Origin of the sequence: Halobellus marinus, assembly GCF_032113415.1 — an archaeon.
GTDB lineage: Archaea > Halobacteriota > Halobacteria > Halobacteriales > Haloferacaceae > Haloquadratum > Haloquadratum marinus.
Window position 1 is genome coordinate 2,259,592 of record NZ_CP134946.1, and the last position, 17,094, is coordinate 2,276,685.

Sequence of the window (17,094 nt, forward strand, 5' to 3'; positions counted from 1 at the left end):
CTCAAAAACTAGCTTCTGGCCTCAATATAGACGCCGACGGGAACGACTCAATTCCCGTGTTGATCCCCCGGTTCGACTGCTCTGGCTCTGTTGAAATCCTCAGAGAGTTACAGGTTCGCCCGGTAGTCTGACCGAATGGAAGCCCTCCCGAAGTCACAGTTACTCCGGTTCGTTGAGCAAGCGTATCACTTGGCTCGGCGAGCTGTCGCTCGTTACTCATCGAAATTCTCGAAACGGCGGTACACACTTCATCAACACATCGTCCTCCTCTGTCTCAAGGTACGGAAGAATACGATATACCGGACGCTCCTTGACGAACTTATCGAGATGCCTCGGATTCGGAGTGCTATTGATCTGACGGAAATTCCCTCTCCTTCGACGTTGAGTAAGGCGTTCAATCGCCTTGACATAGCTGTTTGGCGGGTTCTTCTCAATCTCTCAGTCACGCTTCTCCCGACCAACGGTGTCGTCGGAATCGATGCCTCTGGCTTTGACCGGAGTCACGCCTCGAAGTACTACACGAAACGAACGAAGCTACCGATTCAACAGTTGAAAGTTACACTTCTCGTGGACACGAGAGTGAACGCAATTATCGACTTACACGTGACGACGACACGAAAACACGACTCACAGATCGCACCGTCGCTCATCAAGCGAAACACCGGTGTGGTAGCGATTCTCCTCGGTGACAAGGGATACGACGACCAGAAGCTTCGGGCGTTAGCCAGTGAAGATGGTGTTCGTCCTATCATAAAGCATCGAGAATTTTCGCCGCTCCACAAGGCGTGGAATTTCCGGTTGGACGCCGACCTCTACGGGCAACGTAGTCAGAACGAAACGGTAAACTCTCGCATTAAACGGAAATATGGCGCATTCGTCCGCTCACGACGCTGGTGGAAGCAGTTCCGTGAACTTGTGATCGCCTGTATCACTCACAACATCGACAAAGCACTCTGAACGTTGAATATAGACGGACAATATTTCGGGTCATCAGGCGGCTGATATCCAGCTGTTTGTCATTCGACTCGGTGACGTTGTCCGCGGAGAATCAGTATTGCACCAGCAATTCCGAGCAGCCACTGGAGTACGATAACTGTTAGGCTCCGCTCTGTTCCCTGATGTTCCTGCACCACGGTTGGATAAACGACGTAGTAACTGTCATTAAACCGAACAAGTTCGTGAGCACCGGAGAGTTCGTCGGATGTCTCGTAGCCGCCAGTTTCGATGGCGGTTCGGACGCCTTTGTCAGTCCTTTCTAGGGGTGTTGCGATATATCTGAGTGCCTCCTCTTGTGAGACGGCCTCAAGTCCGTACCAGACAGTCCCGTTCTGCCGCTCTTCGCTAACGGGTTGGAAGAATCCTTCCTCCCATATGTGGACATAACTGTATTCGTTGTTTATGAAGTGCTTCGTGGGCCCATCGTACGTGATACCCCCGTTGGTGTGGATAGCTCGCTCAAGCACACAGGAACGACTCGGAACGTCACCAAAACACGCCACATCGGAGTCGAGAGGAACGGGATGGGTCGAGAACGTGTAGGTACCGTTCGCTGAGAACGAGACTTCACTGGCCTCGTATCGATACCTGTCCGGATCACCGATGTCAAACGTGCCCACGATTAGCGGGTTCAGAAGCAAAATGAAGCCGACAACGATCACGGCTTCACTGCGGTATTGCGTAACAGAAGACCAATCCATAAGAAACCCTGTTCGTCGCTTAACTGAAAATCGTACGGATGAAGCGGAGACATCCAGTATTCAGGAGAGGGACCGCGTATGGGGCTCGCAGGACTCAAAAATACGACCTGAATTCACTATTACGAAATCATAGATTCGACAGCCACATACCGGCTGTTTCACCTTAGATAGTATCTGACCAACAGGATTTCAACAGAGCCGGTAGACTGCAAACCCTAATATCCCAAACCAGCGGCGCGGTGCCGTGGGATTCATCCGCGTTTACGCGGAGGAGGATGTCAATCGCGTACCCGTTGTGTATGAGCTGTGCTCGTTCGGTGCGTCCAATCGAGAGCTACTGAGGTGGCCAGCAGATCGCGTTTGCGAGTCTCCCGAGCCGAACGCAGTTCGCAGTGTACTGCTCAGATACCGGGGTGGTGGAGACAGCACGAACGAGAGTGATGCCCTCCACGTGGGTCCATATGGATCAACTCACTGTTACTGCAATCTGGTTTTGTCCGTACGGGGGATATTAGCCGTCGCTCGCAAAAGAGGTGAGTATGACCGCAGGGGAACACCAATCTCCGTCTCCCACGAGCCAAGCCGAGATTACGACTATTATCCGCAGAATCCTCTTCGGATCGAAACAAGGGCCGCCGCAACAGACGGCACTGATCGGGGTGGCACTCGGACTCTTCGGGGTAACGTTCCTCGCGTACGAACTGGATATCTTTTATCACTCTGGCGGTGTCGTCTTCGTTCCATTCCACGCTGCCGTCGTCGGACTGATCGCTGCGTGCTGGACAGGTTATCGGCAGGTCGGGTTAGTAACTGGATGGGGACTCACGTACGTTGGGTTCCTCGGATGGCGGGCGGAGTGGGCGACGGACATTTCGCCGCGGCCACTTATCGAACGCATCGGCTATGTCGTCCAGTTAGACGGGTTGATCGCTCTCGCCATTATCGGGGCCGGAGTTGCGGTTACCGGGTTCACTGCTGGCGCAATCGCCCGGAAAGTGATCAACCGACTTCGAACTGACCCGTAACCACCACTGACTCCGACAAGACACATTCGTCCGACGATGATCAGTATGTATATGGGCTCTCTACGCGGTCTGTACCAGCAGCTGGATGATCAAGTGCGTGGCCTCTCTCGTGGTTCCTACGCGCTTCTCATTGGCTTCGTCTCTGCTGGGGGTGTATTTGCTGTGCGACTCTTCCTTCCGGGTGATGGAAGTTTTGGACCAGTCGTAATAGGAATTACAATGGCTGTCATCTACTACGCCTTCGACCCGAATAACACGAACTGAGGCGACCACATACTCTATTATTCTGTAGCGTGCTTGCCGTGCTCATCAGTTCTCGACAGGGAGGAACGCTTGCGATAGTAGTAATATTCGGTGACCGTCCGTAGCAAGAGCGAGCCGTAGACTATCAGGCCAAGGCCGACTCCAATAAATAACAGTCCGATAGCGCCTGGGCCAGCAACCTCACTACCTAACTGAACGATGAGGACGTAGAATATCGTCGGTGCGACGACAGCCACGATCAACTCGATAGCGCGGATCACCGTATACGCGCGTCGAGCCGTGAGCCGAGCAACCGGATCATCAGTTCGGATAAGTCGGTATCCCGTATACAGCGCTTCGGAGACGACCACAACAGCGAGAATGACAGGAAAGAACGCGAAGTAGAGCAGGCCGTTCAGACCTCCTCCTGGGAGAACCCCGGCATAGGAGGATAGGCCGAACACAAGGGCGCCTATCACAACCGTGAGTTTGAGGGCTTGAAGAGGCTTGCCTCGAATGAATGAGGAGGGCATATGAGCAGTTAATCTTGATCTCGAATAAGACCTCTGAACGGGGACTGATTATTTACGACAAGCGAATCTCTTGTGACATCCTTCTGTTGTTCTGCGCGGCTACCACCTACACGGGTTCAATCTCAAATCGCCCTGTCAGTATGTTCACTACACGTAGTTTCACAGAACAGGCGTGTCACAAGGCCCTTTAGCGTCCTTCTGGAAGGCGGGTGTATGGTCTCCTCCTCCCGCCGTCACCTCCTTGCTGGAGTTGGTGCCGCTGTAACAGCCGGGCTTGCTGGCTGTCTGGACGCTATTCCCCGGGTTCTGAAGCGAGTACACAATCGTGACGCCACCGTAACGCCACGGACGGACGGGTGGCGAAGCAAACACGGCGGGTGCACACGCCGGAGCGTCACCACCGGTTCTCTCACTTCAACGGCATCACCGACCACCGTACTCGACCTTGACGACTGGTGGAAGGGTCAACCGGTTTTTTCTCCCAATCAACTCGTGATCCCAGTACAATTGCCCCCGGAGGGAGAGTCTTCCGAGCCGTCGTTTGAGGGCCTTCTTGCGCTTGATTCCGCGTCAGGCGTCGAACAGTGGCGGTTCGCATACGACAAACCGTTTACGACGCCAACGGTCGTCGGTGAGACGGTATTCGTTCAAGGAGCGACAACGTACGCGCTTGATCGCAACGACGGGTCGGTGTTTTGGGAGTATCGGAGTGGGTACGGGTACGCGGGGACTGCGCCGGTCTTCGTGGACGGCGTGGTAGCCGTGATTGCGGCTAGAAGCCGATCTATCGTCGGCCTAGATGCCCAGACTGGGAAGCAACTGTGGAGCACTCCTTTGGCTCGGGAGTACCCGGTCGGTATTGCGAGCGGAAGCGAAAATGTCTATGCGTGTACACCTGCCAGTGACGATGCTGCAGGTGAACTCGTCAGGATTAATCCTACTTCTGGAGACTTCGAATGGCGCAGTGAGATCAGTGACAATGTCTCCACGCCAGTCGTGGGGGCCAGTCGAGTGTATCTCTGGGTTGGCCGCCAGCTCGTTGCCTTTGATAAGGCAACTGGTGAGCAAGTGTGGGCCGAATCAATTCCCACCGCAACACATATCCATCCGAACATCGCGCTCGACGAAGAACAGTGTATCACCTTTTCAGACGACGGGAGGGAGCATTCCACAGTCATCGCGCTTGACGCGACCACTGGGGACCGGCAGTGGAGCGGACCCCAGACCGACAATATAGAATTCGGTCCACTGGCGATGAACGGGACGCACGTGTACGCCCCACTTTCCGAGGAACCCCACAAGATAGGTGCGATCGACCGGACTAACGGCGAAGTAGTAGATCGCTGGGCCTTGCCAGGTCATCCACTGACGGGCATCACAATCGATGCAAAGACAGGTGTCGTCGTGACACAAGAAGACACTACGCCTTCAGTTACGATACTGACGGAGTAACGGCAGACCCATTCAGTAAGGCGATTTCCTGGCTCTGGTATTATAAGGCCTGAATTGAACGACCTACGGTAGTAGTTTTCAACTGAATGTTACTGAATCGGCTGTCGAATACTATTGCGTATCGATAAAGTACAATCCTCTCAACCTGTTTCGAATGTTCAGTTTGCGCGACGCATCGGCGCTCTATAGCTAATCAAAGAGAGATGACTGCGAGGCTGGGGAGTCTCAGGGACACTCGGTTTGACTGAAGGTGATGAATCTGGAGTCGTGTTCAGACTTGGGATGAAGCGTGACCGACAACGTCGGAGTAAGATTCTCGCTACTCCCGCAGGATGTGTAGTACTCGTACTGATATTGCGGAGAGGTGAGGCCTTGTCCGTTGAAGCGGGCTCGCACGTGATAGGGTTGATTTTTGATCTGTGTAAGGCGTGTGAAACCGTCTGTCGGTTCCACGGTGTACGATTCGTCGAGTATCTGCGCCTCAGTTAGGGTGGTTGCATCCGATTTGAAGATCTCCAGCTCAACGCGATACGTTCGGTCACTGGGGTTAGCAAGGCGAACTGTGAGGGGTGTTGAATCACCGCGCAGACTGCTACAACCGCTCAGTGCCCCAAGTGTGAGTGCACCACTTGCGGAAAGTATTCCACGGCGAGACCAGTCCCTTGACATACGTCGGCTTATTTACGAGAGGTAGTAAAAATCGTGTTTAGACAAATACAGGTTTACTGAATGACGTGTGAATCCCTTTATATTTCGAATGTAGTTGACTCGATAGCGGGATAGAAAAAGTTTCAAATCACATAGGTAACAGATTAGTTGTGAATTCGATTAATTCGACTCAGGCTCTCCGAAACCCCCGAGTTGTCATCGTGTTCCAACTCAGGCTCTGTATCCTCTTGCTTGGCGAAGTAGCCAAAGGTGCGATGGGGTACACGTCGATAGTCGTACTCATACTCCAACTCGGTGGAGGAGTAACCGTAATTGGGGCGTTGGCAGTCCTGACGGGGCTGATCCCCTTTCCCCCGGAAGGAAGCTAGTAATCGGGCTCTCCGGTCTGTGCGGCATCTATACGGACTATGGAACGCATCGACACGGTTTTCCGAATCATGTCGAGAATTTCATAAATTCCCTCCAACAGAGCGACAGCCGCGGCCCCGATAGCAACCGGCGTCTTCCTCGCCGGGACGGCTGCACAAGAAGTCGCACAGAACGGACTCGAAATCTGGACGGCGTTGGCGCTCGCCGGTGGCCTCTCCGCGGTTACTGTCGGTCTCGGCGTTCTGATCGGTCGCAGTGAGTTCGACTCCGACGACGATGACGGACACTACGACCGGACCACAGTCGCGCTCGTCGGCCTCGCTCTGACGAGTGTTGCCGTCGGTGCCGGGATTGCGCTGGCGTAACTGACGCCACCTCTTCCGCATCCGCGCCATATCCGCCATTTACTCGACGTATGTTGTCGTTCGGGGCATACAGCGGCGCGCCACCGCACTTGCTCAGGAGGTAGCCTGTAGTGAGCACTGTAGTAGCTTATAGAAAGTACGAGGCGAAAACCCACGACTTCACAGTAGTTGCTGATTCGACCGCAGGAACTACTGAGAAAGCGTCGTGCTGTCGGTGTTACTCAGGTTCAGCTCTGCCGTTTGGAGAGAGTGGCTGCTGTCTGCTGGCCAAGATCCTTCGACGAGGGATGTTCTGGCAGTCTTGCCAGTAGCTAGCGGCGGTCTGACTCGGGCGGAGAGCCCGAGTCAATCACCGGCTCTACTGTTATCCGTCCGGAATGGGACCGAGAAACTGCCGGAACAGGGCGGTCGGGAGGACGGGAGTGCTCCCGACCGCCCGGTCTGGTGTGAGGAGTAGGTTCGTCAACACCCACAGATTGTACAGCGCCACAGCAAACAGAAAGTAGAACAACCGGACAGAGAACGTCGGTGGCGACGTTTTCGGGAGAAACTCCGTGACCTTTCGATAGGATGTTTCGATACCCCACCGACGACGGTAGGCTTCTGCCAGCGGTTGAGCGAGATCACGCGTGACCTCGCGGTTGGTCACCAGACAGAAATAGTCGTTCTCACGGGAGCGATGTGGCACGACGACGAGCCGGACTGTCGTCCGGCCCGTCGGCGGGTTCGACCGCGCCATCTCGTACTCTGCAACGAACGTGTCTTCGTCGTGGTCGGCGATGAACCGCTGTACTTTCCGTGTCTGTGGCGCACGCATAACGAACTCGACGCCCAACTCCTCCAGCGCCAACGCGAGATGGACGCGATAGAAGCCACGATCGAGATAGACACGATTGATGTCGACGTACTCCCGTGCTTGGGAGACGAGTTGACGGATCCTCCGTCAACTCGTCGGTCTCGTCACCGTCCAGCGCCACCCACCCAAGCGTGAATCGGACGCTTGGATCGACGATACAGATGGTGGCGAACTTGTAGGCGCAGTCGGTTCCCCGGTCAGGATCAGTCCGTGAGACGTGCGGTGTGTCGCTGTCGCCGTAGTACAGCCAGTCGTGAACGTCGATCGCAACGTCGACGGGACGCGTGAACAACCGGTTGCGGGCTGCTTCGTCAAGGACAGCATCGAGGACGCGGTCGAACTGATCGTCGACCGCGTCCGCGTCAAGTCCACGAAGATGATACAGCAGCGCTCTTGCTAGTGGATTCCGTGACTCGGCTCCAACATCTACATCGTCGCCACGGGCGAGTTGATACGCTTTCGCGCCAGCGTTCGCAAATTCGTTGTCGAAGGCAATCCGAGCGAGGACTCGCTGGAAGTCCTCGCTCGGATAGGTACCGTTATCCGCAACACCGAAATCAAGCTCCGGGAACAGCGCTGACGAGGCGGCGCGACTCACCTGTTTGGCCTCGGCTGTCTCGACCGTACCGAGACAACGAACCCGACGACAATCGGCTCTCTCCTACTTCAGCAACTACTGTTCAGCGGTGGGTAGCTCAAGAACCTCCGAAGAACGCTCTACGTAGCAGGGTTTGTCGGTGCGTCAATCTCGTACATTTTCAACGTCTTAGCCTTCACAGGGCAGTTTGATGTGCGTCGGTAGTTCGTATTTGCCGTCGTGTTTCTCGCCGTGTTCTTTGTCTTTGAGAGATTCATTGCGTGGGCAGAAACACTTGAATCGGCGTGATTTATACAGATTCAGTCCCTCACAAAGCCGGTTAATTAAAACGTTGCTTTGTGCTTCGAGAATGACTTTAGGTATCTGTGGTGATGATGCTGTATGCACGACAGTTCGCTTTCTCGTCGACACGTACTTGCGAGCGGTCTGGCCGCCGGACTCAGTGTCCTGGCAGGGTGTGGGGGAGTCGGCAACGATACCGCAACCGAGGGGGCCGACACGGCACTGAGGCTGTCACTCGCGCAGGTCGACGGGCCACTCCGAGAGCGGTACGTGCACGAGCGCGAGGAGCCCGACGACAACTGGGACGTGCAAGCGCTTGATGCCGCGTTGAACGACGAGTCGTACACGACGCAACTGCGGAAACCGTTCTTCGCCGACCCCGACGATCCCGCCTACGTCGTGCACGAGGGGACCTACTATCAACTGGGCTCGGTTATCGTCGACGAAGTTACCGAGACCCACCCGGTGCTCCGACTGTTCGAGCCCGCGGAAGACCCGGAGAGGACCATCGACGGGGGTGAGGACGGGCCGCTACCTGAGGCCGACCAGCGGGCCATCCAGATCGCACAGATGGCCGCGCGGGCCCGTGGCAACGCGGGGGGCTATCCGGTGGGGCTGGTCCAGCGTGGCGGGTACGTGTATCGAAGCGAGACGGCTCGTAATGACAGCGAGCTCCTGGCCGAGGACGGTCCTGACTACGTCACGTACCGGGACACGACCTACGAAGTGGCGGTCAGCCGGGAGCAGTTCCACGAACCGGTGTACCGACCGACAGCAGAACCTGTTGCCGATGACCCTGAACGGATGGAGGCTATCCTCACCGCCACGTTCGTCGGTGCGCGCGTCTCACAGACTGACCTTTCGACCGAGGCCCAACGGATCCTCGCCGAAGCCAGCGCCGACGAGTACAGCGAAACCCATCCGTTTTCGGATGCCTACGCGGAGCTTCTGCGTGCACTCGACAAACGCGCCTACATCGATGGCAACATCCGGAAAGACGCTGGCGTCCGCTCGACCCAGGACGAAATGATCCGATACGAAGACGTCTATTACGAGTACATCCTTCGCTTCAGTACTGAGCCGGAGACGTAACTTCGAACCGGTGACTGGTGTCCCACGCGTCGGGATCGAATGGGTCTCCGACGGGACTGGCAGAAGGGTTAGAACGCGTTCGCCAGTTGGAACCAACTACAGGGTGTCATAGAAGAGTTACCACGGTGTTTATTTCACACCCTCGCAGTTGATTAAGCCGTAAGACCCTGCGTGCGCACCTTTTTTCCGCTCGGGTCGGCGAAGCCGACCGCTCGCGCAAAAAATCTGCACCAAAAAAGCCCGACGGCGACCGCCGGTCGCCGTCGGAGAACCGCTCGCTCACTCCGTTCGCTTGCGGATGCTATCGGACGGTAAACGCCCTGTATTGAATGAATCCTGTGTGGTGTGCGAAATGTTCTATGACACCCTCACCAACTAGACAACAGATGGTAGTGACAGAAGCGACAGGCGTGGTGTGTCTCTTGCTTGGAGGATACGCACTGGCCCGTCCGCTATCTGTCCGTAAACGGCCCTCCAGCAACGAATCCAGGCGGCGTTCTTTCGAGAGCCGCGTAACGGCACGTTCGATCGGATCCAGGTCGGGTTTGGGATCGTGATAGGTGGACTCATATCGCCGGACTCCCTGTCGGGGATGCGCAAGGGACGTTCTTCAGCGTCGATCCGGAGTACGTCCTGTTAGGGGTCGGGTTTGTGCTTATGGGTGGAGCCGAACTACTTCCGCGTGACCAGCGGCGTCGAGCAGACGTACTGCGAGTTGTCTCAGTCGGTGCGTTTCTCGCCTGGTGGGCCGCCCTCTTGGTGACACCGTAACTGTTCATCGAAAGGGTTGTAGTATACATCTGCTCAGTAATTCGGATATCTCAGTAAGCAACCTGATTACTCAGAAGTCCATCGAACATTCACATAATGGCTAGTCCTCCATTCCAGCCCTCTATAACGACGCTCTTTGGCGGTGCGATGCTTCTTGTCGGGCTCGTTGTCTTCGCTGTGAGTGCACGATATGTATGGCGAGCAACGAGCGTGTACCGTGCCACCGAGATATCGGATACGGGCGACTCGGTGGCTGGGTCGCTTGTCCGAGTGTCAGGAACAGTTGCCCACCACGATGCCGCTCTCGTAGCGCCGTTCAGTGAAACGAAATGCGTCGCACTCCGCTATCAAATTGAGGAACGGCGGCTCAACCTTCTGAATCCGATTCCGTGGTACGTGACGATTCACGAAGCGACCGGTGCTGTTGAATTCACTGTCGAAACAAGCGCAGGCTCGGTTCCCATCATCAAACCGGCACGCACAGTCACACTCACGAAACGCATCATCGCAACGAAACGGGTTGACGAGGCGCGGCTGGAACAAATCCAGACGTTCGAACGGGATCACGATGACATTCCCGAAACGACGGTGTGGCGTGATCCACCGGCAGTTCTCCAGCCGCTGTTCCGATTCCTCGCCCTCGGATCCCGTCGATACAGCGAACAGCGGGCTGAAACCGGTGACAGTGTGACAGTCGTTGGACGCAGTACTGAGGATGCCACGGGGATCGATCCCCTCGTTGTCTCGGACCGCCCACCGGGAAACACAGTCTTCCGTATGACGAAATCCTCAATTGTCGGACTGCTCGTTAGTTTCACAAGTATACTCCTTGGAGTCGTTCTCCTCGGCGTGCTGTAGTGGACTCGATGGCGCTGTTGCAATTCTTGGCTCGATATATTTCGGACTGCAACAGCAGTTAGGAGTGCTGTCTTGCTCGCGTTGTGGGAGCGCTGGCCTACACGAACGACCCCAGCCACAGGAGCACTGCAACACTCCCGGCGACACCGGTCGCTGCACCGGATGATAAGCCGCGGATGTGTTGGAGACCGAATCGCCAAATGATCGCGCTCCACAGCGTCGTGATCCCCGTGATGAGCGGACTCCATTGTTGCAGCGGTGTGAGATCCGTTTGCAGCTGGGCAGTCACCACCGCGGGATCGCTTGCTGGCGTCACTGTCATCGGGTCGACGAGGACGAACAGGAGGCCGAGACCGAAGAGCAGACTGACCACCGAGGGGACGAGTCCCCAGAGCGCAACGGCGAACGAGGCCGCCACGCCGTTCTCACCGCCGAGGACCCACGAGCCGAAATGGAGTAACCCACCGACGACGACGATCACGATGAGTGTCCCGAGGAGTGCCGGGCCGATGAGTTGGCCAATCGCCTCGGAGAGGACCGTATCAATATTTTGTTCGATCTGTGCCGGGGCGTCACAGCCGACGTCCATCGATGCTGGAGCCCCCTCGCAGAAACGCTCCGAGGGTCGGTTCGGGTTCTCAACTAGTACTGTGCCGTCGATCCGGAGTTTGAGTACCTGCCCGACACCCCAGATTCCCAAAGGGAGTGAGAAGACGAGGAGACAGAAAACGAGTAGAATGCGTCCTGCGGCGGTGTCCCGTTCAGCGAAGAACCGATCCGGTCGAAGGAGGGGCGTGGAGGGCGGCATAGCAAGAGATTGGCATCGACTCTGCGAAAAACGTCTCGGAAGAGGGTTTGACCTGGTGACGACGAGATCGGCCTGTCGCTTGACGCCGTATCTGTTGAAAATGACGTGACGTAGGCGTGTGTCAGAGATGAGTCGCAAATAGCAGGAATCGCTCAGTCTAAGGAACTCTCGTATCGCGTCGGATAGACTATGTATCGATCGGTAATCTGTTTTGGAGGCTCATCGTTCGACGCTACAGTATCCTGCTTACTCGGAGTTCGTTCGTAGTAGAAGTCCGATTCCTGTGATTGATATTGAGATTCCAAGGAGGATTACACCGAGATATGCGACTGCTATCGACCCGATATCCCCGATAGCCGAGTGGTACTCGCTGGTCGTATGCTGGAACAGGACCACGGTACCTGTAATACTAATGAGAAGCCCGACCGCATTTACCAACACTCCTACCTGTACCATACCCCAGTTTCGGTTGCCGTGACTGAAAAAAGTCCAGCCAGTCACGTTGTACACGCTTTCTAACAGATTATTCGGCTGTGAGGCCGTAAACTCACTAACGGGCCAACTCACGACGTACCAGAGCGGGTTCTCGCTGCGTGAGGGGCACATATCTTTGTGACTGTGCCCTGAATCGAACTGTGTGCCCTCCGTCAAAACGAAGACACACCAACTCGCTCGGACGCGTCCGCTGCTCGCGCTTGGACTTGCTGTCCTCACCGTTGAAGTGGTGGGCGCGTCTGGCGCGCTCCTTACCGCCCAGGGGCTTGGGGAGTGGTACGGGACGCTGCAGCGTCCGGCGCTTGCGCCACCGAACTGGGTGTTCGGCCCCGTGTGGACGATCCTGTTCGGGCTCGTCGGCGTCGCGCTGTGGCTGGTCTGGCGACAGGCGGGTGAGTCACCGGCTGCGGTCCGGCTCGCAGTCGGCGTTTTTACACTCCACTTCGTGTTCAATCTCGGCTGGTCAGGCGTCTTTTTCGGATTGCAAGAGATCGGGCTGGGCCTCGCCGTCATCTGCGGGCTCTGGCTGCTCATCGTCGCAACAATGTGGACGTTCAACCGGGTTGATCGGCGTGCAGCTCTGCTCCTCGTCCCATACCTCCTGTGGGTCTCTTTTGCCGCGTACCTCAATTACCGATTCTGGGTACTGAACTGATCTCGACTGGCAGTACACACCGTGGCTGCGTCCGCAAGTATCCGCATCGGTTGCTTACCCAATGTGAGAGTCTCCCAATACGTCGTTGGTGGTTCGACAGCCCACATTTATTTAGATAATCTCAGTAGTATGGGGACAACACGATGTACGACCTCACAAAGTTCCAACGGGATTGTTTGTACACTATTGTAGGGTTGAATGAACCAAAGGGACTGGCTATCAAAGCCGAACTTGAGGAATACTACGAAGGAGAAATCCATCACGGTCGTCTCTACCCGAATCTCGATACCTTAGTCGACAAAGGACTAGTTGAGAAAGGCGAGATTGACCGTCGAACCAATTCCTACGAGATCACGCGCCGTGGCCGCCGGGAAATCGCCGCTCGTCGAGAGTGGGAAAATACCTACCTCAACGGGGAAAACATCGTTGAGTGATCCTCGTACATACGATGTCCGGCTCTCCTGCGGGGTCGTGGTGGAAGGTTTGCCGGAGTACGTGGCAGGTTCGGTCGGAGCGTAGGTGTGGCGATCCGGCCGTGGTGAATCGCCAGACGTAGCGTGATTTCACGGTTTCACCGCCTGCTTGATGTTGTGAACCGCACACATCAGGACGAGTTCACGAAATTCACCGTACCAAGGTCGCGCACGCACGGCGTCGCCGAGCGTGCGCTTGATCGTCGAGAAAACCGTCTCACACATCGCTCGTTGACGGTATCGAGGCCCATCGATCCGCGCGTTATGCGCGTGATCGATGGGCCGGAACTCACGATGCTTGATCAGCGGTCTCACGCCGTCTTCGCGGAGTTTCTCGCGTAACTCCATCCAATCGTAGCCTTTGTCCGCAGCGAGGCTGGCGAGGTCGCCCGCGTTGCGGCGGGCGACCTGCCAGCCGAGCTGTGTGTCGTGACGTTTCTCGGTCGTACAGTGAACGTCCAGAATCGCGTGGCTTTCTGTGTCCACGAGAGCAGTTGTTTTGAGCGTCTGAACACGGTAATTCGTCCGGCGGCAGTAGTGTTTGCTGGCGTTTTCGCGGTCGAAAAACGTCGCGTCGATCGCGGCGTGACCGCTCGGATCGTGCAGCTGCGCCGAGAGGCGCAGTAGCACTCGCCAGAGTGCTGTCTTGATCCTGTCAAACCACTTCACTAGCGTCGAGTGATGCGAGAGATCGGCCGCGTCGAGGCCGATCTCCCCGAGAATATGTGGCATCTCGCTCAGCAGATCTAACGTCTCACGGTAGGACTTCTCCAAGTAAACTCGAAGACAATGGAGCGATACGACAGCGTAGTCGGCGAAGCCGCCACCCCCTTCGGGGGCGGCGACTTCGCCTCGGCCACCGACAGCATTTTTAGCTAACTGAACCGCTTTCTTCGTGAAGCGGGAGATCTTCGACATAGGCATCGGCGGTTTCCCGCTTCATTCCACTAGTTCTGACGGTCGAAGCCGACGCTGTCCAGCGATTCACCAGAGCCCTCGCAACCAATCGCCTCCAATGACATCCACTCCCGGACAACGACAAGGCACGGAGTCGGGGTGTCACCATAGACTGACCGTGGCTTTCAGAGCGTTCTGATGCCGAAATTCACGACTCGTCTCACCGATGGCTGGGAACGTGCGCTGCAGCATCTCCCGTTAGCGGGGGTTCCGATCCTCTTCGCGTTGTTCAACACGAACAAGCTGCTGGCGATCCTCAGGTTCGACGGAGGGCACATCGGGTTCAAATTCGGGCTGCCAGTGTCAGTCATCACCGTTTGGCAGTTCGTGAGCGTCCCAAACTCCGGCGTTAACGTCAACACGGGACTTCCGATCGAGTTCCTACCCGTCGCTATCGTGACTGTGCCTGCACTCTTGGTGGTTCAAGCGGTGCTGACTGCCGGGTACTTCGGCAGTATTCGAAACAGCCTCTACGGGGAGCTGTACGCGTTCGTCTTGAATTGCAAGCGACACTTCATCCCGTTTCTCATCATCACGAGCCTTCCAACCCTTCTGTTATTGCCGCTTGCAGCGGGTATCATCGGCACCAGCGCCGTCACCGGAGGGTTCGGCGGTACAACGTTCGTGATTCTGCTCGTTGCTCTCGTCGGGTTCGTGATTCTCGGGTACTTGTTTTACCCTGTTCCGTACCTGATTGTACTACACCAAACCGGCGTCGTGGACGCTGCTCAACGGTCCTACGCGCTGGCAACGCAAGGCGGCCCGTACGTTTCGTACACCGCTGGGTTCGCGTTGTTCGTCCTCGGAATCTCCCCGATAGCCACGGCACTCGTGTTGAACATTCCAGTGATCGGGCTGGCACTCGGCATCATCGGCGGCGGGATCCTCGGCCTCGCTGCAAATATAATGACGATGCGATTCATCGCTGACATCGCCAGTAAGTCCCTACCCGGACTCACGTGGGACACCACCACCGATACTGACCTACAGTGAAGAGGTAGGCTTCCTGTTACTACACATCACCAGTTTTGCATCCCTGCTTCGAAGACGACCACAACAGCCCTATTCGCCAAGAAGAGACTCGTATAGGCCATCGCTGGGACAAGGAGAGACTCCGTTTCAGTGTACGTGTAGGCTGCGATGCCGAGTACAGCAAGTTGCGTCCCCGCATATAGCGCTCCGGCGATCGTCTCAATCCCCGCAATCCCCGAAAGGAAACTGATTACAGTAACGAGGAGGACAGGCACGAACCCGAGATACCGGAGCCACGTACGGTCAACGCGTTCGTTCACGTACACGGCTACGCCAAAGGAGAGCGTGAAGACGACCGCACCGATGAGTTTTCCTGCCTCGGGGACGGTCGAGAGGCCGCCAGTCCCGCTTACCATTGCGAACCCCGCCAGGACGGTTGTCAGGACAATCGCTGTGTCAGCACTGACGACCTGCTCGAAGCCTCCTTGGATGAGCACCTGACACACCACCACCAGCATTGGCACCCCGATACTCACCCCAAGCCCCGTAATGAGAAGGAGAGGTACGACAGCCGCGTCGGACGCAACCGAGGTTTTGGTCAACGAATTGTACGGCACGGCAGTCACAGCACCAGTGAGTTTGGTAATCGCCACACAGACAATGGGTGTGAGAACAGCGAGACCGACTAATGCACCGTCAGTACGAGCCGGAAGTCCGAGTCCGACAGTAATGTATCGCCATCTGACGTACACAGCAGTGAAGCCGACCAGCCCGAGTACGAGGACGCCACCACCTACGAACGCACTAACCACTGTCCCACCGACTGTCAGCGGCGTACCACCCACGGCGGGTACGACTTCGAAGACGAGTTCCCGCCACAGGTACACGCCGATCAACAGGGCCGTAATGAGTCCCAGCTCGACTGCGAGCGGATACGTACCACGGACAGCGGAGCCGGTCCGGGTCTGGAGAGACATAAACCAAGTACAACGAACTCGTATTTAACTTCCTCCGTGACGGCGGCAGGCAGCGACACAGGTGAATCAAACCGTTGTTTGAGATTTCCCAGTCGCTTTTGCCCGTGAGACTGATGGGTCGGTGTGCAGCTCCCCTGCTCGACCCTGTGTGCGCTCGTGGTCGTTTTGCTCGTCGTGACTGCCGGGTGTCAGGGTTTGACCGGGTCATCGGCCCCGCCCAGCGATCAACAGGCGGTCGATGCGGTAACGCACGCCCAGAACGCGTCCCAGAACGTGACGGCCTACCGGGTTTCGATCGACGGCCAGGTTCGGATCCGTGATGACAGCCGGTCGGAATCCATCGAAATAGCGGGTGATGGAGTCGTTAACACAAATCGACAGCGGATGAACGTGACGCTCGGTGCTCAAGGAGACACTCAAGTTGGCCTGCGGGATACACGACGGGCGTACGTGGATGGGTATACGCTCACCACCGAGTGTTCCGGACTCGGGTGGGCACGCTACAATCTCACGGAATCAACGCCGTGGTTCAACTACACACCGCTCGGCCAACAACTGACGCTGCTGGACCGCACGAACGTCTACTGGAACGGGACCCACATTATGAACGGTACTGAGACTGCCGTCGTGACCGCATACCCTACCGAAGACCAACTCCAAACAGATCAGAACCTCCCCACGGGGAACATCGGAACACAGGGCAGCGCAACGCTCGACAACGCGACAGTCCGTGTCTGGATCGACACTGAGACGAACCAGGTCCGGAAGGTCCAACGCGAAATCCACGTGCGTGGTAACGGAGCCACTGGCGTCGCCACGATCACGTTCCGGTTCACCGACTATAACGAGCCGACCACCATTACGCGACCATCGTTCGAAGACGCAGGGGCTGAGTGGAGCAGTGGCTGTCCCGACACGTGACTCGTGGATTTATGTTGAACGACTCG

The 17,094-nt window shown here is 56.6% G+C and carries 19 protein-coding genes; 12 read left to right on the forward strand and 7 right to left on the reverse strand.

The features are described 5' to 3' along the window. The first annotated feature begins 135 nt into the window (after positions 1-135). Positions 136-957, forward strand: coding sequence for an IS5 family transposase (locus tag RJT37_RS11270; RefSeq protein ID WP_313684499.1), 822 nt, complete (start codon positions 136-138; stop codon positions 955-957). 59 nt (positions 958-1,016) lie between these two features. On the opposite strand, the gene RJT37_RS11275 is transcribed toward RJT37_RS11270, so the two are convergent. Further along, on the reverse strand, positions 1,017-1,697 hold the full coding sequence (locus RJT37_RS11275; RefSeq protein WP_313684501.1) for a DUF8127 domain-containing protein: 681 nt from the start codon (positions 1,695-1,697) through the stop codon (positions 1,017-1,019). 539 nt (positions 1,698-2,236) lie between these two features. Here RJT37_RS11275 and RJT37_RS11280 point away from each other — a divergent pair. Next, on the forward strand, positions 2,237-2,722 hold the full coding sequence (locus tag RJT37_RS11280) for a hypothetical protein (RefSeq protein WP_313684503.1): 486 nt from the start codon (positions 2,237-2,239) through the stop codon (positions 2,720-2,722). Positions 2,723-3,003: 281 nt separating this feature from the next. On the opposite strand, the gene RJT37_RS11285 is transcribed toward RJT37_RS11280, so the two are convergent. Beyond that, the gene (locus RJT37_RS11285; protein ID WP_313684505.1) at positions 3,004-3,498 is read right to left on the reverse strand and encodes a hypothetical protein; all 495 of its coding nucleotides are present in this window, start codon (positions 3,496-3,498) and stop codon (positions 3,004-3,006) included. Between the two features lie 213 nt (positions 3,499-3,711). On the opposite strand from RJT37_RS11285, the gene RJT37_RS11290 reads away from it, so the two are divergent. Then, complete coding sequence (locus RJT37_RS11290; protein WP_313684507.1) at positions 3,712-4,950, forward strand: PQQ-binding-like beta-propeller repeat protein; 1,239 nt, start codon at positions 3,712-3,714, stop codon at positions 4,948-4,950. 1,232 nt (positions 4,951-6,182) lie between these two features. Then, positions 6,183-6,353, forward strand: coding sequence for a hypothetical protein (locus tag RJT37_RS11295; RefSeq protein ID WP_313684509.1), 171 nt, complete (start codon positions 6,183-6,185; stop codon positions 6,351-6,353). A gap of 364 nt (positions 6,354-6,717) precedes the next feature. Here the strand turns inward: RJT37_RS11295 and RJT37_RS11300 are convergent, their stop codons facing one another. Then, positions 6,718-7,290, reverse strand: a complete 573-nt coding sequence (locus tag RJT37_RS11300; RefSeq protein WP_313689948.1) for a transposase — start codon at positions 7,288-7,290, stop codon at positions 6,718-6,720. A gap of 172 nt (positions 7,291-7,462) precedes the next feature. Between RJT37_RS11300 and RJT37_RS11305 the strand changes: the two genes are divergently transcribed. From RJT37_RS11305 to RJT37_RS11315, 4 genes are all read left to right on the forward strand, one after another. Further along, positions 7,463-7,609, forward strand: coding sequence for a hypothetical protein (locus RJT37_RS11305; RefSeq protein WP_313684511.1), 147 nt, complete (start codon positions 7,463-7,465; stop codon positions 7,607-7,609). 579 nt (positions 7,610-8,188) lie between these two features. Beyond that, complete coding sequence (locus RJT37_RS11310; RefSeq protein ID WP_313684512.1) at positions 8,189-9,181, forward strand: hypothetical protein; 993 nt, start codon at positions 8,189-8,191, stop codon at positions 9,179-9,181. 657 nt (positions 9,182-9,838) lie between these two features. After that, complete coding sequence (locus RJT37_RS20790; protein WP_486620753.1) at positions 9,839-9,952, forward strand: DUF8011 family protein; 114 nt, start codon at positions 9,839-9,841, stop codon at positions 9,950-9,952. Between the two features lie 96 nt (positions 9,953-10,048). Then, complete coding sequence (locus RJT37_RS11315) at positions 10,049-10,810, forward strand: hypothetical protein (RefSeq protein WP_313684514.1); 762 nt, start codon at positions 10,049-10,051, stop codon at positions 10,808-10,810. A gap of 97 nt (positions 10,811-10,907) precedes the next feature. On the opposite strand, the gene RJT37_RS11320 is transcribed toward RJT37_RS11315, so the two are convergent. Together RJT37_RS11320 and RJT37_RS11325 are read right to left on the reverse strand one after the other, a co-directional pair. Beyond that, a complete protein-coding gene (locus tag RJT37_RS11320) occupies positions 10,908-11,618 on the reverse strand; it encodes a YIP1 family protein (RefSeq protein ID WP_313684516.1) in 711 nt (236 codons plus the stop codon). Between the two features lie 246 nt (positions 11,619-11,864). Further along, positions 11,865-12,074: a hypothetical protein gene (locus RJT37_RS11325; RefSeq protein ID WP_313684517.1), complete on the reverse strand. Its 210-nt coding sequence runs from the start codon at positions 12,072-12,074 to the stop codon at positions 11,865-11,867. Between the two features lie 181 nt (positions 12,075-12,255). On the opposite strand from RJT37_RS11325, the gene RJT37_RS11330 reads away from it, so the two are divergent. Both RJT37_RS11330 and RJT37_RS11335 read left to right on the forward strand, forming a co-directional pair. Further along, positions 12,256-12,768 (forward strand): TspO/MBR family protein, encoded by a 513-nt coding sequence (locus tag RJT37_RS11330; RefSeq protein WP_313684518.1) that lies wholly within the window; start codon positions 12,256-12,258, stop codon positions 12,766-12,768. A gap of 143 nt (positions 12,769-12,911) precedes the next feature. After that, positions 12,912-13,202, forward strand: a complete 291-nt coding sequence (locus RJT37_RS11335) for a PadR family transcriptional regulator (protein ID WP_313684520.1) — start codon at positions 12,912-12,914, stop codon at positions 13,200-13,202. A 129-nt stretch (positions 13,203-13,331) separates the two neighbouring features. On the opposite strand, the gene RJT37_RS11340 is transcribed toward RJT37_RS11335, so the two are convergent. After that, positions 13,332-14,159 carry an IS5 family transposase gene (locus tag RJT37_RS11340; RefSeq protein ID WP_313684522.1) on the reverse strand — a complete coding sequence of 276 codons (828 nt, stop codon included), beginning with the start codon at positions 14,157-14,159 and terminating at the stop codon, positions 13,332-13,334. Between the two features lie 264 nt (positions 14,160-14,423). Here RJT37_RS11340 and RJT37_RS11345 point away from each other — a divergent pair, with 264 nt between their 5' ends. Continuing rightward, a complete protein-coding gene (locus RJT37_RS11345; RefSeq protein WP_313684524.1) occupies positions 14,424-15,191 on the forward strand; it encodes a hypothetical protein in 768 nt (255 codons plus the stop codon). A 26-nt stretch (positions 15,192-15,217) separates the two neighbouring features. On the opposite strand, the gene RJT37_RS11350 is transcribed toward RJT37_RS11345, so the two are convergent. Then, positions 15,218-16,147: a hypothetical protein gene (locus RJT37_RS11350; protein ID WP_313684526.1), complete on the reverse strand. Its 930-nt coding sequence runs from the start codon at positions 16,145-16,147 to the stop codon at positions 15,218-15,220. 123 nt (positions 16,148-16,270) lie between these two features. On the opposite strand from RJT37_RS11350, the gene RJT37_RS11355 reads away from it, so the two are divergent. Beyond that, positions 16,271-17,068 carry a hypothetical protein gene (locus tag RJT37_RS11355; protein WP_313684528.1) on the forward strand — a complete coding sequence of 266 codons (798 nt, stop codon included), beginning with the start codon at positions 16,271-16,273 and terminating at the stop codon, positions 17,066-17,068. Positions 17,069-17,094 lie beyond the last annotated feature (26 nt).

Excerpts from the sequence above, each read along its gene's own strand:
- RJT37_RS11270 (WP_313684499.1), top strand. The coding sequence starts at position 136 with ATGGAAGCCCTCCCGAAGTCACAGTTACTCCGGTTCGTTGAGCAAGCG.
- RJT37_RS11275 (WP_313684501.1), bottom strand. The coding sequence starts at position 1,697 with ATGGATTGGTCTTCTGTTACGCAATACCGCAGTGAAGCCGTGATCGTT.
- RJT37_RS11280 (WP_313684503.1), top strand. The coding sequence starts at position 2,237 with ATGACCGCAGGGGAACACCAATCTCCGTCTCCCACGAGCCAAGCCGAG.
- RJT37_RS11285 (WP_313684505.1), bottom strand. The coding sequence starts at position 3,498 with ATGCCCTCCTCATTCATTCGAGGCAAGCCTCTTCAAGCCCTCAAACTC.
- RJT37_RS11290 (WP_313684507.1), top strand. The coding sequence starts at position 3,712 with ATGGTCTCCTCCTCCCGCCGTCACCTCCTTGCTGGAGTTGGTGCCGCT.
- RJT37_RS11310 (WP_313684512.1), top strand. The coding sequence starts at position 8,189 with ATGCACGACAGTTCGCTTTCTCGTCGACACGTACTTGCGAGCGGTCTG.
- RJT37_RS20790 (WP_486620753.1), top strand. The coding sequence starts at position 9,839 with ATGGGTGGAGCCGAACTACTTCCGCGTGACCAGCGGCGTCGAGCAGAC.
- RJT37_RS11315 (WP_313684514.1), top strand. The coding sequence starts at position 10,049 with ATGGCTAGTCCTCCATTCCAGCCCTCTATAACGACGCTCTTTGGCGGT.
- RJT37_RS11320 (WP_313684516.1), bottom strand. The coding sequence starts at position 11,618 with ATGCCGCCCTCCACGCCCCTCCTTCGACCGGATCGGTTCTTCGCTGAA.
- RJT37_RS11325 (WP_313684517.1), bottom strand. The coding sequence starts at position 12,074 with ATGGTACAGGTAGGAGTGTTGGTAAATGCGGTCGGGCTTCTCATTAGT.
- RJT37_RS11335 (WP_313684520.1), top strand. The coding sequence starts at position 12,912 with ATGTACGACCTCACAAAGTTCCAACGGGATTGTTTGTACACTATTGTA.
- RJT37_RS11340 (WP_313684522.1), bottom strand. The coding sequence starts at position 14,159 with ATGTCGAAGATCTCCCGCTTCACGAAGAAAGCGGTTCAGTTAGCTAAA.
- RJT37_RS11350 (WP_313684526.1), bottom strand. The coding sequence starts at position 16,147 with ATGTCTCTCCAGACCCGGACCGGCTCCGCTGTCCGTGGTACGTATCCG.